The sequence below is a fragment of the Lactococcus sp. SK2-659 genome, assembly GCF_020218185.2.
GTDB lineage: Bacteria > Bacillota > Bacilli > Lactobacillales > Streptococcaceae > Lactococcus > Lactococcus lactis.
This window is the reverse complement of sequence record NZ_JAIWQZ020000008.1, coordinates 1-13,774: the sequence shown is the minus strand read 5'-3', so window position 1 is coordinate 13,774 and position 13,774 is coordinate 1. Positions and strand designations below refer to the sequence as shown.

Genomic DNA, 13,774 nt, shown 5'->3' with positions numbered 1-13,774 from the left:
GGTTCTGTTGCGAAGTTTGAAAATCAAACGCGCCCTCTCTGAACTCCAAATATCTTAGGCTGTTATTCCCATTAATACCTTGATTTCAGTAGACACCGAAAAGCCGAAGAGCGTTCCATTTCTTCGGTTCTTTTTATATATTCCTCGAAGGGTCTTTATGCCCTTAATCGTGGAAGAGGCTGTACGGAGACTTTGACAAAATTTATTCCGTCGTTTAATAGGTTGATGGTCTTGTTCTATTAAATTGTTAAGATACTTCACAGTTCGGTGCTCTGTCTTAGTATATAAACCCACACTCTGTAACTTTCTAAAGGCGGAGCCAAGAGAAGGTGCTTTATCGTGCAATTGCTTTCGGCTCACCAAACTGTTTATGGAGTCGTTTTAAGAAAGCATAGGCTACTTGCGTATCCCGTTTCTTTCGTAACCAGATATCTAAGGTTAAGCCGTCCGCATCAATTGCACGATAAAGATAATGCCAACGTCCCTTAATTTTGATGTATGTTTCATCCATTTTCCATGAATAAAAGGATTTTTTATTTTTCTTTTTCCAAATTTGATAGAGTAGTTTGCCATATTCTTGCACCCAACGATAAATCGTCGTATGAGAAACGTTAATGCCACGATCATATAAGATTTCTTGAACTTCACGATAGCTTAGATTGTAACGCAGGTAGTAACCAACAGCGACAATAATGACGTCTTTTTTGAATTGTTTGCCTTTAAAATGATTCATTACTCTGTCCTCTCTGTCTTTTTTCTCAATTTTACACAAAAATAGATTTTTTGGAAAACTTTGCAACAGAACCCCATACTGTTCGCATATTTTTAGTGGATGAACAAACAAAATACGAGAGATTTTTTGTTCGTTCATCCATGGTTTTAGAAAAAAGAGGGACGATTTCGGAAGAAGAAAATCGTCTCTTTTTTTTCTTCTTTTTGTATGACAAAAAGAAAGATCTTTTGCCCATTTTATTTTTATAAAATGGGTAGGTGGCGTTTGCCTAAAGCAAATCGACACAATCCAAAGGGGATAAAAGGGGAAAGTGAAACTTCCCCCTTTTCAAGCCACATTGTAATACAAGAACGAAGTGCTTTGTATTACAATGTGATAGCTTGCAGTATTTATGATTTTATATTTTCTATTTTGTTGTGAGGATTGTAACCGAATAGGGCGCAATACTTATTACAAAATCAATGACAAAGGGCGATTGAGGAATGAGCGCTGAGGCATTTTATCTTTGAGGAAGTTATTGATGGACCAGAAAAATGTATCACAAATTTAAACAAAGACTCACTCATTTAAGAGACGCTACTAGCATGAAATTTTGTTGTTGCGATATGCAACTTCTGATACACGATTTTTAGCCATTACATCACTCGTTTTTAGAGTGGTGTGTAAGTGCGCATTGCACTCTTTTTTTACGAAACAAGCCGACCAGCGTTTGAAATTTTTTAGTTTTTCATCATTCTATTTTAAAACGCTCTAAAAATCGATTTAAGCGACTTTAATTCGAAATGGTCTATTTGTTCAAAGGGAGCATTAAGAATGCTTAAACGAGCTTTTAAGTGGGTTTAAATTGATTTTGAGTTGAATAGCTTGTTGTAAGTTGTAAAAAAACAAGTTAAACAAAGTATTGGTTTTCCATTTAAGGGTTGTTAGGGCTTGCCCTGACCGTCTGTAAGACGCTTGATTGCATGATATGAGTATCTAGCTAGTCAAACAGTTAAAACAGCTTATATGAGCAATTAGAGGGAATCCAATAAATTCCTAAAAGTGGTTTTGATCTTTTCTTTTAGCGAGTGAACGAAGTGAACGCTGCAAGTAAAATGTGAGCGTGGTTTTCGCTCACTCCTTTTTTTTTAATCTTTTGACTTTGGCCTTACATTTTTAAAAAAATAAAAAAAGGCGAAGCCTTATATATATTTATCTTATATATTTTAATCTTTTGTTCTTTTGCGTCAAAAAAAAGTGAGGCTTTTCAAGGGTTTACAGAATAATAAGGACAGAAAAATCGATGTATAAGGACAGAAAAATCGATGTATAAGGACAGAAAAATCGATGTATAAGGACAGGAGTTGTTGTATAACTGTCCTTATTATGATATAATAAAAGCATAGAGAAATTCACTCGCAAAAATGTTTTCTCTATGCTATCTCAAAATCACTCACAAAGGAGTAACTCTCTATGCCTATTATAACAGAAAAAAAAGAAAATCAAAAGCAGGTACTAAAGTTGAATGAACTTGAAAAACGAAAAGTAGTAGAGAACAATGCTTTAATTACTAGCGTTGCTAAAATGCAAAAAACAGCTTTAAAAATGTTTGAGTTAGCCGTATCTTGCATTGATACAGAAAATTTACCAGAAAACAATACGGTTTATTTGTCAAAAGAAGAACTCTTTGCTTTTTTTGAAGTCGGTTCAAACAGCAAGCATACTCAATTTAAAGAAGCGATTGAGATCATGCAAAAACAAGCCTATTTTAAAATCAAGTCTAATAAAAAACTAGGTATTGAGTATGAAAGCATTGTCCCTATCCCTTATGTTAAGTGGAATGATTACAATGATGAGGTAACCATACAATTTAGCGAACATATTATGCCTTATTTAATTAATTTAAAATCTGAATTTACACAATATAAAATTTCAGAACTACAAAAATTAAACAGCAAGTATTCTATTATTTTGTATCGTTGGTTAACCATGAATTACAACCAGTATGAGCATTACAGCAATAAGGGCGGACGCAGAGAAGAACAAGTGGAAGAATACCGCAACCCCACGATTTCCATACGAGAATTGCGAGAAATGACAGATACGGTTGAAGAGTATCAAAAAATGTCACACTTTACTACATGGGTACTAGAAAAACCATTAGAAGAAATCAACGCTCATACCTCATTTAACGTGGCTTATGACAAAGTGAAAAAAGGGCGAAGTGTTGATTCTATTGTCTTTCATATCACGAAGAAACCAGTCGCACGAAATGACTTCTACAAGCTGGAAGAACAAGACCCTATTTATTTGCAGGATAAAGCAAATAAAGAACAAGCAGAAGAACTTTTAGCAGGGAAAGCATTAAAAAGTAAATACACGAAACTTTTGTTGGATAATATGCTATTAAGTCCTTATGAAATGACCGATACATCACTTATGGCAGGATTGCAGGCGCACGTGTACCCTCTCTATGACGAGCTGAAAGCCTTACGAGGGTTGAATGGGGTCAAAGACCACCTCTCTTATGTGAGATCTAAACAAGAAGCCTATTCAAAACGCAATATAGCCAAGTACCTCAAAAAAGCAATTGAACAATACCTACCAACGGTTAAAAGGCAGGACTTATCATGAGTGAGAATTTAAAAACCATAAAAGAACTTGCGGACGAGTTAGGCGTATCAAAACAGACGATAAGAAATAAAATAGATAAAGATTTTAGAGAAAAGTTTGTTCAAACAATAAAAATTAAAGGTAATAATACCTTAGTAATTAATAACGCAGGGTACTCTTTACTAAAAAAAACACTGCAAAATGATACTGCACAGACTGCAAAAACACTGCAAAATGATACTGCACAGACTGCAAAAACACTGCAAAACGACACTGCACAGACTGCAAAAACACTGCAAAACGACACTGCACAGACTGCAAAAACACTGCAAAATGATACTGCACAGACTAAATTAATATGTTTTTTAGAAGAACAATTAGATAAAAAGGAACAGCAATTATCTGTTAAAGATAAGCAACTAGAAAATAAAGACACTCAAATTGCACAAATGCAAAATTTGCTAGACCAGCAACAACGATTAGCCTTGCAGGATAAAAAGCTACTGGAAGAATACAAGGCAGAGAATGATAGCTTAAAAGCCCTTAAAATGCCTACACAGGAAACAGAATTCAAACACTTAGACAATCAATATAAAGATGAAGTGAACGCTCTTAAAGAGAAGTTGGAAAATTTGCAGGAACAAATCAAAGTTCAAAAAAGGATAGAAGAACAAGAAAAACCAAGAAAGTGGTGGGGACTATGGCGAAAATAGATGATTCAGTTAAAAAGAAAGTTCCTGAATTGCGATTTGCGGGGTTTGCTGACGATTGGGAACAGCGTAAGTTAGGTGAAGTTGCAACTCTTAGCTCCAGCAAAAGAATTCATTTAAGCGATTATGTAACGGAAGGCATCCCGTTTTATAGAGGAAGTGAAATTAGTACAGGCGGAATCACAGGAAACCAAGAATTGTTTATTTCTCAAGAAAAGTTTGATGAAATAAAAGAAAAATATGGTGTCCCATCAGAAGGAGATATATTAGTTACTGCTGTAGGAACGTTAGGAAACCTTTGGAAGGTTGATAGCCGTAGGTTTTATTATAAAGATGGAAATCTTATTCAAATTAGTAAAATGCAGGTAAATTCAGATTATTTATTAACTTACTTTACTGGTGGGATAGGAAAGAAACGTTTGCTTGATAGTGCAGCCGGCTCTAATCAAAAAGCTTTAACTATGGTAAAGATGCGTGAAATAACAATAGATTTCCCAAGCGAAGATGAGCAACAAAAAATAGGTTCATTCTTCAAACAACTCGACAAAACTATCGCACTTCATCAGCATAAGTTAGATTTGTTGAAAGAACAGAAAAAAGGATACTTACAAAAAATGTTCCCTAAAAATGGGGAAAAAGTTCCTGAATTGCGATTTGCGGGGTTTGCTGACGATTGGGAAGAGCGTAAGTTAGGAGACATTGTGGTTAAAGCGATAGACAATCGGGGTAAAACTCCTCCAACTTCTGAAAATGATAAATATCCGTTATTGGAAGTTGCTTCAATTGGAGGATATTATCCGAATTATTCAAAAGTCACTAAATTTGTGAATTACAATATTTTTAATAGTTGGTTTAGAGCTCATTTAAAAAAAGGTGATATCTTATTTTCAACGGTTGGAAATACTGGTTTAGCTACATTAATGGATGATAATCAAGATGCAACAATTGCACAAAATATAGTAGGTTTTCGAGCTAAAAATAGTAACGTTCCCGAGTTCTTGCTTCAGATGTTTAAACTTCCATCAAATTTAAAAAAAGCAAAACGGATTGAAATGGGTGCTGTGCAACCAAGTATAAAAGTATCTCAACTTATTGAAGTGCAATATTTACTTCCAAAATGTAAACATGAACAAGAAAAAATAGGTTCATTCTTCAAACAACTGGATGATACTATCGCTCTTCATCAACATAAGTTAGATTTGCTCAAGGAACAGAAAAAAGGCTTTTTACAAAAGATGTTTGTTTAGGGTCTATAATTAGATAATAACCCCTAAGAAATTAAGCAAAAACAGCCCTTATACTTATAAGATATAATTATAGGGGCTGTTTTTTACAAATTTATAAAAAATAAAGCATTTATATAAATGCTTTTCTTTTTGAAATATAACAGAATTTGTAGTTTTAAGATAACTTATCTATCTCAGCTATCTGTATTTTTTCTTCAATTTAAACTAAAATAGACTTATTGGAAAACTTTGCAACAGAACCACAAATCTATCCAAAAGGATTGACTATCCTGTCGCTCATTTCCTCTATTTTCCCATCTTTTAATAAAATCTTTGGCTTGTTTTTTTTGTTCTCGAACGTCCATTATGTCACCATTTTTCTTTTAATACTTAATTATAGCATAGGCTTTCTTCCTTGATAACCTCTATAGAATAAAAGGAATACATGTTATAATAAGTTTTGTCGCATTCACTATACCGCGCAAGTGGGAGGTGATATGTCATGTGGTATAGTTTCCTCACACTTGTCCTTCTACCACTCGTGGTTAATGTCCTATCGAGTGTTATTGCTGATTGGTTACACAGTATGTCAGAAGTCAAAAGCGACACAAAAGATAAGTAACCTGAGTGTTCTATAACTTAGAATACAAAAAAAGCACCTCAGCGGGAACTGGGGTGCTTTTGTCATGCGTTAAAGTTTCCTCAAACTTTTTATATCTTAATTATAACACGTAGTAGAATGACTGTCAAAGAAGTCACTACTCCCTTTAAAAAATAATGACTTATCTGATACTAAAATCTGATTTTGAGCTCATTTCAGCCGACCATTAGCCATAAAACATATAAAAAAGGCTTAGGATTAACCTTCTAAGCCTTTTTATATGTAGGGTTCTGTTGCGAAGTTTGAAAATCAGATTTAGATAGTTTATCTCTACCTTGATCAGCAAGTTGACCATTTATTTCATTTAAAAAATCATTAAAGAAATCACCTTTTAAAGACAATATAGCATTGGAACTCTGATTAATAAGATGACTAAATCCATTACCTGAGGATCCAGGCTTTAATCAAAAAATAAAAGTTGCCTAATCAGTTCAGCCCTAGATAAAAAATAGTCCGAATTATTGACTTATGAGCAACTAAATACTCGGATTTACTTTAACTAGTTATTGTTAACTAAGTTGTTATAAAAGTTAACTTTTGCCATTTGATAATAAGGTCCTACCCAGATTACTAATAACCCTGCTGTTAGAACAACTAAAATCCACCAACCAATAAAACTAATCAATAATTTAAAATACTGCCATTTATGACCATCCATCAATTCACGGCTTCTAGAAATCGCTTCAATATAACCAATTGATTCACCGCTATCCACAGCATCACGATATATCAATATTGCTTGTGAATATGCTAATGATTTAACAATACCAGGAACAATCAAAAGTACTGTCCATAGTACAGTCCAGATAGTTTGTAAAATCAAGATCACTATCGCCCCAATGAAATAAGAACCATTGGAAAAAATCGTTCCCCATTTTTTAATAGGTTGTGTGTAATCTTCACGATCTCTAATCGCATCAAGTACAACAAATAATAGACCACTTGTAATAATACTAAATACAAGCGTCGTAGTCATTGATAATGACGAACTACTGAAATTGTTGTTCGTAATCAATAAGGACTCGGCTTGCGAAGATGCGTTATTCGTTAACAATAACCCTTTATAAATTACCTCTAAATCCAGTGCTAAAAAATCCAAAACATATTGTAAATAGAAATAGATAAAATACGGTATAAATAATATTAGAAAAAAACTTAAATGCTGCTTCAGTAGTTTTTTTGCATTTAATTTTAATTGACTATTATTCATGATACATTTCCCCCATTTAGGCAATACGCAGATTATTCATCTTCTTCATAATCAAATAAATCGCCTGGCTGACAATCCAACACTTGGCATAACTTATTTAAAGTAGAAAAACGAATACCTTTTGCCTTTCCTGTCTTTAAAATTGATAAATTAGCGGGCGTAATGCCAATCTGTTCAGCTAATTCTTTTCCTGATATATGTCGCTTTAACATCATAAAATCTAACTTTGTTAAGATCATATCCTTCTCCAACTAAACAAATTCATCATTTTCAACCTTCAGTTGCATACCTGAATGAAATACCTGATAAACAACATACAAAATAGCAACAAATAATAATTCTGTTAGCCACAATCCGACACTATCATTTCGTCGAATGGCTGATACATGGAGGTCGTTAGATGCAATACAAGGATAAAGTAATACTAATTGCATGAATTGTGTTACAACGGCTGTTATTGCTGCTAAAAACAACTTTTTTATATAACGTAAGTTAACGGTTGTAAAATAGTTTCCCTGTTGAATACTAGTAATTAATTTTCTAATCATTATCATAATGATAAAAATCATGATAATGATTATTAGATGAATAATGATCGTTATACCACTTAAAAACTGTTGTCCTAATGTATTAGGTGTAATGATTTTGAAATAATACACAAAAAATTTACTATACATACTATTGCTAGCTGAGTTAATTGATCGAATTAGCCAATAAACATTTTGTAAGGCTGCAATCATTAATATTAACTGCACTAACCATGTTAAGACCTTAAAAATTGTTAACGACATATTTTTAATCGTAGATTTTGCCATTTTTTCTCCTGTATTCAAAATTACTCTTTTTCGAATATAAATTATTATAAAACAATAATTAGCACTTGTAAAGAAATATATATCAGTACAGATATACGGTTCTGTTGCAAAGTTTTAAATAAAGAATAAAATCCCTTACGGTATCTATGATTTAAGCTGGGATTCCCAATAATACCTTGATTTCAGTAGACACCGAAAAGCCGAAGAGAGTGCCTTCTTTTCGGGTTTTCTTATATAATCCTCGAATGGCTTCCATGCCTTTAATCGTGGTAGAGGCAGTGCGTAAACTTCGATAGAATTTATTGCGTCTCTTTACTGGACGATGGTCTTGTTCAATCAAATTATTCAGGTATTTAATGGTACGATGTTCTGTCCCTTGATAAAAGCCGTATTCTTTTAGTTTCTTAAAGGCACTTGTAATAGAGGGGGCTTTATCTGTGACTACAACCTTCGGTTCATCAAACTGCTTCACTAACCGCTTAAGAAAAGCATAGGCTGCTTGTGTGTCCCGTTTTTTACGTAACCAAATATCCAAGGTTAAACCATCTGCATCGATGGCTCGATACAAATAATGCCATTTTCCTTTAATTTTGATGTACGTTTCATCCATTTTCCATGAATAAAAGGATTTTTTATTTTTCTTTTTCCAAATTTGATAGAGTCGTTTGCCATATTCTTGCACCCAACGATAAATCGTCGTATGAGAAACGTTAATGCCACGATCATATAAGATTTCTTGAACTTCACGATAGCTAAGATTATAACGAAGATAGTAGCCCACGGCTACAATAATCACATCCTGCTGAAATTGCTTTTCTTTAAAATGATTCATCGTCATTCCTCCTGCTATCTTTTTCTATTATTCTACCTTATTTGATAGTAGATTTAAAACTTTGCAACAGAACCCTATATTCGTTACAATGGTTATGGGAAGTTTTTCAAAAGGTTAAGAAAAGCTTACGGGGGTTTTTGAAATCAAAAAGTAGTAGGGGACGATAAAATGAAACATACACACAAAATCATATTGGCTGTCACTTCTGTATGCACTGTTATTATTCTAGGTGTAAGTATCTTTTTTGTTACACAAGCAGTAACAAACAATAAATTAGAAAACACTAGTCAAACAACTCAACACTCAAGCAGCAGCTCAAAACCTGTTGAAGATAAACAAACGACGAAACAGCTTGATCAAGCAAAACAGCTTGCTGCAAGTTATCATTATGATGAAGCCATCGCCTTACTTGAAAAAGACGACGCCAAAGAAGCGCAACAATTGTTAGCAACTTTGAAAAAAGAAAAAGAATCCTTGGTAAAATGGGAAGACCCGACCAAAATCTCACACGTCTTCTTTCATAGTCTGATTGTTGATCCAGCTAAGGCTTTTCATACCCAGCAAGCACAAGGGTATAAAGATTATATGGTCACTATTTCCGAATTCAATAAAACCATTGATCAGTTATATAAAAATAACTATGTTCTTGTTAATCTAAATGGATTAGTCAAAAAAGGAACAGATGGAAAACTGACCTTTACAGGTGTTTCTCTTCCAGAAGGAAAGAAACCGTTAATTCTTTCGCAAGACGATGTCAGCTATTATGAATACATGGACAATTCAGGATTTCCAAGTAAGTTGATTGTCGATAAACAGAACCAAATCAAGAATATTTATATCGACAATAAGAAGGAAACTGTTGGTGACTATGATATGGTTCCATTGATCGATTCATTCATTAAAAAACATCCCGATTTTTCTTATCAAGGCGCCAAAGGAACATTAGCTTTAACAGGCTATAATGGTGTATTAGGTTACCGTACATCAAAATCAGAATATGGTGATAACGAAAAAACAAACAAAGAAATCGAAGCAGCCAAAAAAGTTGCTGATCAATTAAAGAAAGATGGTTGGAGTTTTGCTTCTCATACTTGGGGACACTTGAATATGACACAAGCTTCTTTAGCCGATATCCAACAAGATAATGAACGTTGGCAAAATGAAGTTGCACCTATTTTAGGCAAAACAAATATTTTGATCTACCCATTTGGCGCTGACATCAGCGATTGGCAACCTTATTCTGAAGCAAATCAAAAATTTGCTTACTTGAAACAACAAGGATTTGATATCTTCTGCAATGTCGATGCCTCAACTCCTGCATGGGGACAACTAGGAACTGACTACTACCGTAACGCCAGAATCAATATTGACGGTATCCGTTTCGAAGCTGACCTAAAAGGAGAAAATCCAATACTTGATCAATTTATCAACGTCAAAGAAGTGTATGACCAAAAAGATCGAGGATAGAGGTTGTAAAAAGAGCGTTTTGACTTATTGTTGAAGGTCAGCTCTTTGAACACCGCGTGTTAGGTTGTGAAAAGGCTGGTCTGCATCAAGCAATAAGAATGAACAGAGAAAAACAGCTTCTTGAATACCGCAGATAGGTTGTAAAAAAACCGTTTTGACCTGACGATAACCAGTAAAACAGAGGTGAGACCATTGCTAAAAGTAGCAGTGGTCTCATCTCTTTTTTTGCACAAGTCATATTTGATTGTTTCGTTATTTTAATCAGGATAAAGTTCTTTTTTTTCATGCTAAAGAGTGATTCTTTCTTCTCGATTTTCACTTTCTTCGTTTAACTTTTGGTAAATACTTCTGTCAGAAAAAGCTCTAGGTAGACACACGAAAGCAGATAAAAAGCCTAACTTTGAACGACAGCATAAACTGTTGCAAAAGTTAGGCTTTTACAGTTTATAAATAGCCCTTTCTATCCATGAATCACATCAAGTAATGTCTGGAATAAGATTGCACTAGAAGCTGCTCCTGGATCAATGTGTCCAATCGCCCGCTCCCCTAAATAAGAAGCACGTCCTTTTTTTGCGACCAAATTTTTAGTATGTTCTTTGGCTGGACTAATATCAAATAATTAGACACAAAATGAGATACATCTTCTTAGCCCAATGTTCTTTGATATTTTAGTGTTCAGAAAATGGTCATTTTCTGGACACTCTTCTTTTGTTATAAAAACTCTCAAGATCATTTACATTTCTTGTTCATTAACCCGTAATTTATTCTATGTTCATTTATATAAGTGCTTTCAGGTTATGGTACAATAGTATCAATGGAGGAATAAAGACGTAAAGCTTCTTAAGACATTGGTAGAAAGTGGAACACCAATTAAATCGATTGCGGATTCTTGAGGAGTTTCTAGAACAACAATTTATAGATATATTAATAAACCCGAATTGCTAGTTGATTATTTAGCCATGACTTGATACCCGATAGAATATCTTAGAGTCTTTAGAATTTCTGTAGTGAAATCGTTCATATGGAAGTCCTCTTTTCTGTGAATGTGTTGTGGTAACTCTATTCTACAGAAGGGACTTCCTTTTTTCTATTTACACAAAATATTTTACACTCTCCTACTTGAAGTTTCCGAATGAAAACTCTATAATGAGAAATGTGAAAATGTTCACTTATTATAAACTAAGTTTGGAGACTTTTATTTATGAAAATTGCAATTGCAGGGGCCGGCGCGATGGGTTCCCGGTTCGGACTGATGTTGAAACAAGGTGGTAACGATGTTTTGCTAATCGACGGATGGCAGGAGCATATCAATGCCATCAAAGAAAACGGATTGAAGGCTAATTATAATGGCGAAGAAATTACTGTTAAAGTCCCAATTGTTAATCAGAATGAGGTGCCCACTGGTGAGCAATTTGATTTGATTATCTTATTCACGAAGGCAATGCAGTTGGAAAAAATGCTGCAGGATGTTAAACCATTAATTGCTGATCACACAGAAGTTTTGTGTCTTTTAAACGGTATCGGTCATGAAGACGTAATCGAAAAATTCGTACCGATGGAAAAAATCTTTATCGGCAACACCATATGGACTGCTGGTCTAGAAGGTCCCGGCAAGGCTAAATTATTTGGCAGCGGGTCTGTTGAATTGCAAAATCTAGGTATTGGCCAAGAAGAATCAGCGAAAAAATTGGCGGAAACTTTGTCCGCGTCTGGTTTAAATGCCAAATATTCCGACAACATTCATTATTCAATTTATCGTAAAGCTTGTGTCAATGGTACGATGAATGGCTTATGCACGATTTTAGACGTCAATATTGCGGGGCTTGGTGCAACCAAACCTGCTCATGACATGGTAGTGACTATTGTTAACGAATTTGCAGCTGTTGCTGCCAAAGAAAACGTCAACTTAGACATTCCCGAAGTAATCGAACATGTAGAAACTTGTTTTGACCCGACTACGATTGGTATGCATTTCCCATCGATGCACCAAGACTTGATAAAAAATAACCGTTTGACCGAGATTGACTACATCAACGGAGCAATTTCTCGTAAAGGTAAAAAATATGGCGTAGTAACTCCTTACTGTGATTTCTTAACGCAACTGGTTCATAGTAAAGAAGAAATTCTAGGAGCGAAATAGTAATCATTAGAAAGAGGACGAGAAAATGGAAGAAAAATTAACTCCAAAAATATTTTTAAATAAAGTATTAGCGGGTACCGCAACGGGGATCATCGTAGGGTTGATTCCTAACGCGGTATTGGCAGCAATTTTGAAATTATTTGGTGAAAATACCTTAGCAGTAACGATCACACAAATGGCAGTTATTTTCCAACTAGCTACTCCACTATTGATTGGCGCTTTGATTGCGGTGCAGTTTGGCTTCAAACCAATGCAAATGTTAGTAGTTGCCGGTGCAGCTTTCGTTGGCTCCGGTGTTGTGAAATTCAATCCTGACACAGCTACTTATATCGGTGCTGGTACCGGAGACATCATCAATACCATGATTACTGCATCAATCGCTGTCGGCATGATCTTGTTGATCGGCGAAAAATTTGGGTCCGTGGCAATTGTTGCAACACCAATCGTTGTTGGTATCGGCGCTGGTCTAATCGGCTATTATTTATATCCTTACGTAACCAAGATTACTGCCGCTATCGGTGACTTAATTAATACCTTTACTACTTTGCAACCAATTTTGATGTCAATCTTGATTGCATGTTCCTTTGCTTTCTTGATTATCTCGCCGATCTCTACAGTTGCCATTGGTATGGCAATTCAATTGAACGGTGTTTCTGCTGGTGCAGCCGCTATGGGTGTTGCCGCAACAACAGTTGTCTTGGTAGTTAATTCTTGGAAAGTCAACAAACCAGGGGTTACTTTGGCCGTCGCATTGGGTGCTATGAAAATGATGATGCCAAACTTGTTTAGGAAACCAATTATCTTGGTGCCATGTCTATTCACCGCTATCATCTCAGCAATTCCAGTAGCGTTGTTCTCAGTCTCAGGGACTCCTGCTTCTGCTGGTTTCGGTTTGGTAGGGTTGGTAGGTCCGTTGGCTTCATTGGACGCCGGTTTGAGTATTATTCTACTATTAATCAGCTGGTTTGTTGTACCAATCGTAGCTGCTTTCGTAGGTCAAATCTTATTTGAAAAAATCTTGAAATTGTATGATCGTAAAGATGTTTTCGAATTTTTAGGATAGTTAACTAGAAAAAGTGTGAGCCTTGTGCTCACGCTTTTTTGTGCAATTGAAGTTGGTGAATCTCAGCGAAAAGAGAAAGGTACCTTAAATAGTGTGTTTCTGGTCAATAGCACAATTAAATATCTAAATACATTATGAACTGCTTTTCGTTTTATGAAGAGCAGTTTGTGCTATTTGAGAAATTGCTCAATTTAATCATTAAGTAGTTTCATCAATGGTGACTATGCTACTGCAATTCTTGTTGTACCAACCGGGAGCGTCAATAATTTTGTGTAAATAACTCGTCCTTCTGCAAAATAATGGGTTACTCAGTAAACATTGAAGC

The 13,774-nt window shown here is 34.9% G+C and carries 12 protein-coding genes and 2 pseudogenes; 8 read left to right on the top strand and 6 right to left on the bottom strand.

Annotated features, from left to right (window positions below; genetic code table 11):
* Positions 1-54: 54 nt before the first annotated feature.
* Positions 55-733, bottom strand: a protein-coding gene (locus LDP15_RS12065; protein WP_100205814.1) for an IS6 family transposase whose coding sequence is annotated in 2 segments (ribosomal slippage) — positions 55-340 and positions 339-733 — 681 coding nt in all. Because the reading frame shifts where the segments join, the coding sequence is not laid out codon by codon here.
* A 50-nt stretch (positions 734-783) separates the two neighbouring features.
* Between LDP15_RS12065 and LDP15_RS12060 the strand changes: the two genes are divergently transcribed.
* The 4 genes from LDP15_RS12060 (at position 784) to LDP15_RS12045 (ending at position 5,282) form a co-directional block, all read left to right on the top strand.
* Positions 784-981, top strand: coding sequence for a hypothetical protein (locus tag LDP15_RS12060; RefSeq protein ID WP_019292441.1), 198 nt, complete (start codon positions 784-786; stop codon positions 979-981).
* Between the two features lie 1,204 nt (positions 982-2,185).
* Positions 2,186-3,346 (top strand): RepB family plasmid replication initiator protein, encoded by a 1,161-nt coding sequence (locus tag LDP15_RS12055; RefSeq protein ID WP_225513595.1) that lies wholly within the window; start codon positions 2,186-2,188, stop codon positions 3,344-3,346.
* Complete coding sequence (locus LDP15_RS12050; RefSeq protein WP_225513594.1) at positions 3,343-4,038, top strand: DUF536 domain-containing protein; 696 nt, start codon at positions 3,343-3,345, stop codon at positions 4,036-4,038. Before LDP15_RS12055 ends, LDP15_RS12050 begins: the two co-directional genes overlap by 4 nt.
* Entirely contained in the window at positions 4,026-5,282 is a 1,257-nt protein-coding gene (locus LDP15_RS12045; protein WP_225513593.1) for a restriction endonuclease subunit S, read from the top strand. The genes LDP15_RS12050 and LDP15_RS12045 overlap by 13 nt, the downstream gene beginning before the upstream one ends.
* Positions 5,283-6,421: 1,139 nt before the next feature.
* On the opposite strand, the gene LDP15_RS12040 is transcribed toward LDP15_RS12045, so the two are convergent.
* The 4 genes from LDP15_RS12040 to LDP15_RS12025 form a co-directional block, all read right to left on the bottom strand.
* Positions 6,422-6,976 carry a DUF975 family protein gene (locus tag LDP15_RS12040; protein ID WP_181441930.1) on the bottom strand — a complete coding sequence of 185 codons (555 nt, stop codon included), beginning with the start codon at positions 6,974-6,976 and terminating at the stop codon, positions 6,422-6,424.
* A 188-nt stretch (positions 6,977-7,164) separates the two neighbouring features.
* Entirely contained in the window at positions 7,165-7,371 is a 207-nt protein-coding gene (locus LDP15_RS12035) for a helix-turn-helix transcriptional regulator (RefSeq protein ID WP_003106704.1), read from the bottom strand.
* Positions 7,372-7,383: 12 nt separating this feature from the next.
* Complete coding sequence (locus LDP15_RS12030; RefSeq protein ID WP_003106702.1) at positions 7,384-7,947, bottom strand: DUF2975 domain-containing protein; 564 nt, start codon at positions 7,945-7,947, stop codon at positions 7,384-7,386.
* Positions 7,948-8,098: 151 nt separating this feature from the next.
* A complete protein-coding gene (locus LDP15_RS12025) occupies positions 8,099-8,779 on the bottom strand; it encodes an IS6-like element IS1216 family transposase (RefSeq protein ID WP_225513592.1) in 681 nt (226 codons plus the stop codon).
* Positions 8,780-8,947: 168 nt separating this feature from the next.
* Between LDP15_RS12025 and LDP15_RS12020 the strand changes: the two genes are divergently transcribed.
* Entirely contained in the window at positions 8,948-10,246 is a 1,299-nt protein-coding gene (locus LDP15_RS12020; protein WP_014017385.1) for a polysaccharide deacetylase family protein, read from the top strand.
* Between the two features lie 460 nt (positions 10,247-10,706).
* On the opposite strand, the pseudogene LDP15_RS12015 reads toward LDP15_RS12020, so the two are convergent.
* Positions 10,707-10,856, bottom strand: a pseudogene (locus LDP15_RS12015) (DAK2 domain-containing protein); the annotation flags it as partial.
* Positions 10,857-11,070: 214 nt separating this feature from the next.
* On the opposite strand from LDP15_RS12015, the pseudogene LDP15_RS12010 reads away from it, so the two are divergent.
* From LDP15_RS12010 to LDP15_RS12000, 3 genes and pseudogenes are all read left to right on the top strand, one after another.
* Positions 11,071-11,139: pseudogene (locus tag LDP15_RS12010) on the top strand (recombinase family protein); the annotation flags it as partial.
* Between the two features lie 308 nt (positions 11,140-11,447).
* Positions 11,448-12,386: a 2-dehydropantoate 2-reductase gene (locus LDP15_RS12005; RefSeq protein WP_004255490.1), complete on the top strand. Its 939-nt coding sequence runs from the start codon at positions 11,448-11,450 to the stop codon at positions 12,384-12,386.
* Between the two features lie 25 nt (positions 12,387-12,411).
* Positions 12,412-13,449 carry a PTS sugar transporter subunit IIC gene (locus tag LDP15_RS12000; RefSeq protein WP_014386282.1) on the top strand — a complete coding sequence of 346 codons (1,038 nt, stop codon included), beginning with the start codon at positions 12,412-12,414 and terminating at the stop codon, positions 13,447-13,449.
* Positions 13,450-13,774 lie beyond the last annotated feature (325 nt).

What these genes read in the sequence shown, in the direction of transcription:
- LDP15_RS12055 (WP_225513595.1), top strand. Translation starts at nt 2,186, where the DNA reads ATGCCTATTATAACAGAAAAAAAAGAAAATCAAAAGCAGGTACTAAAG.
- LDP15_RS12030 (WP_003106702.1), bottom strand. Translation starts at nt 7,947, where the DNA reads ATGGCAAAATCTACGATTAAAAATATGTCGTTAACAATTTTTAAGGTC.
- LDP15_RS12005 (WP_004255490.1), top strand. Translation starts at nt 11,448, where the DNA reads ATGAAAATTGCAATTGCAGGGGCCGGCGCGATGGGTTCCCGGTTCGGA.
- LDP15_RS12050 (WP_225513594.1), top strand. Translation starts at nt 3,343, where the DNA reads ATGAGTGAGAATTTAAAAACCATAAAAGAACTTGCGGACGAGTTAGGC.
- LDP15_RS12000 (WP_014386282.1), top strand. Translation starts at nt 12,412, where the DNA reads ATGGAAGAAAAATTAACTCCAAAAATATTTTTAAATAAAGTATTAGCG.
- LDP15_RS12035 (WP_003106704.1), bottom strand. Translation starts at nt 7,371, where the DNA reads ATGATCTTAACAAAGTTAGATTTTATGATGTTAAAGCGACATATATCA.
- LDP15_RS12020 (WP_014017385.1), top strand. Translation starts at nt 8,948, where the DNA reads ATGAAACATACACACAAAATCATATTGGCTGTCACTTCTGTATGCACT.
- LDP15_RS12045 (WP_225513593.1), top strand. Translation starts at nt 4,026, where the DNA reads ATGGCGAAAATAGATGATTCAGTTAAAAAGAAAGTTCCTGAATTGCGA.
- LDP15_RS12025 (WP_225513592.1), bottom strand. Translation starts at nt 8,779, where the DNA reads ATGAATCATTTTAAAGAAAAGCAATTTCAGCAGGATGTGATTATTGTA.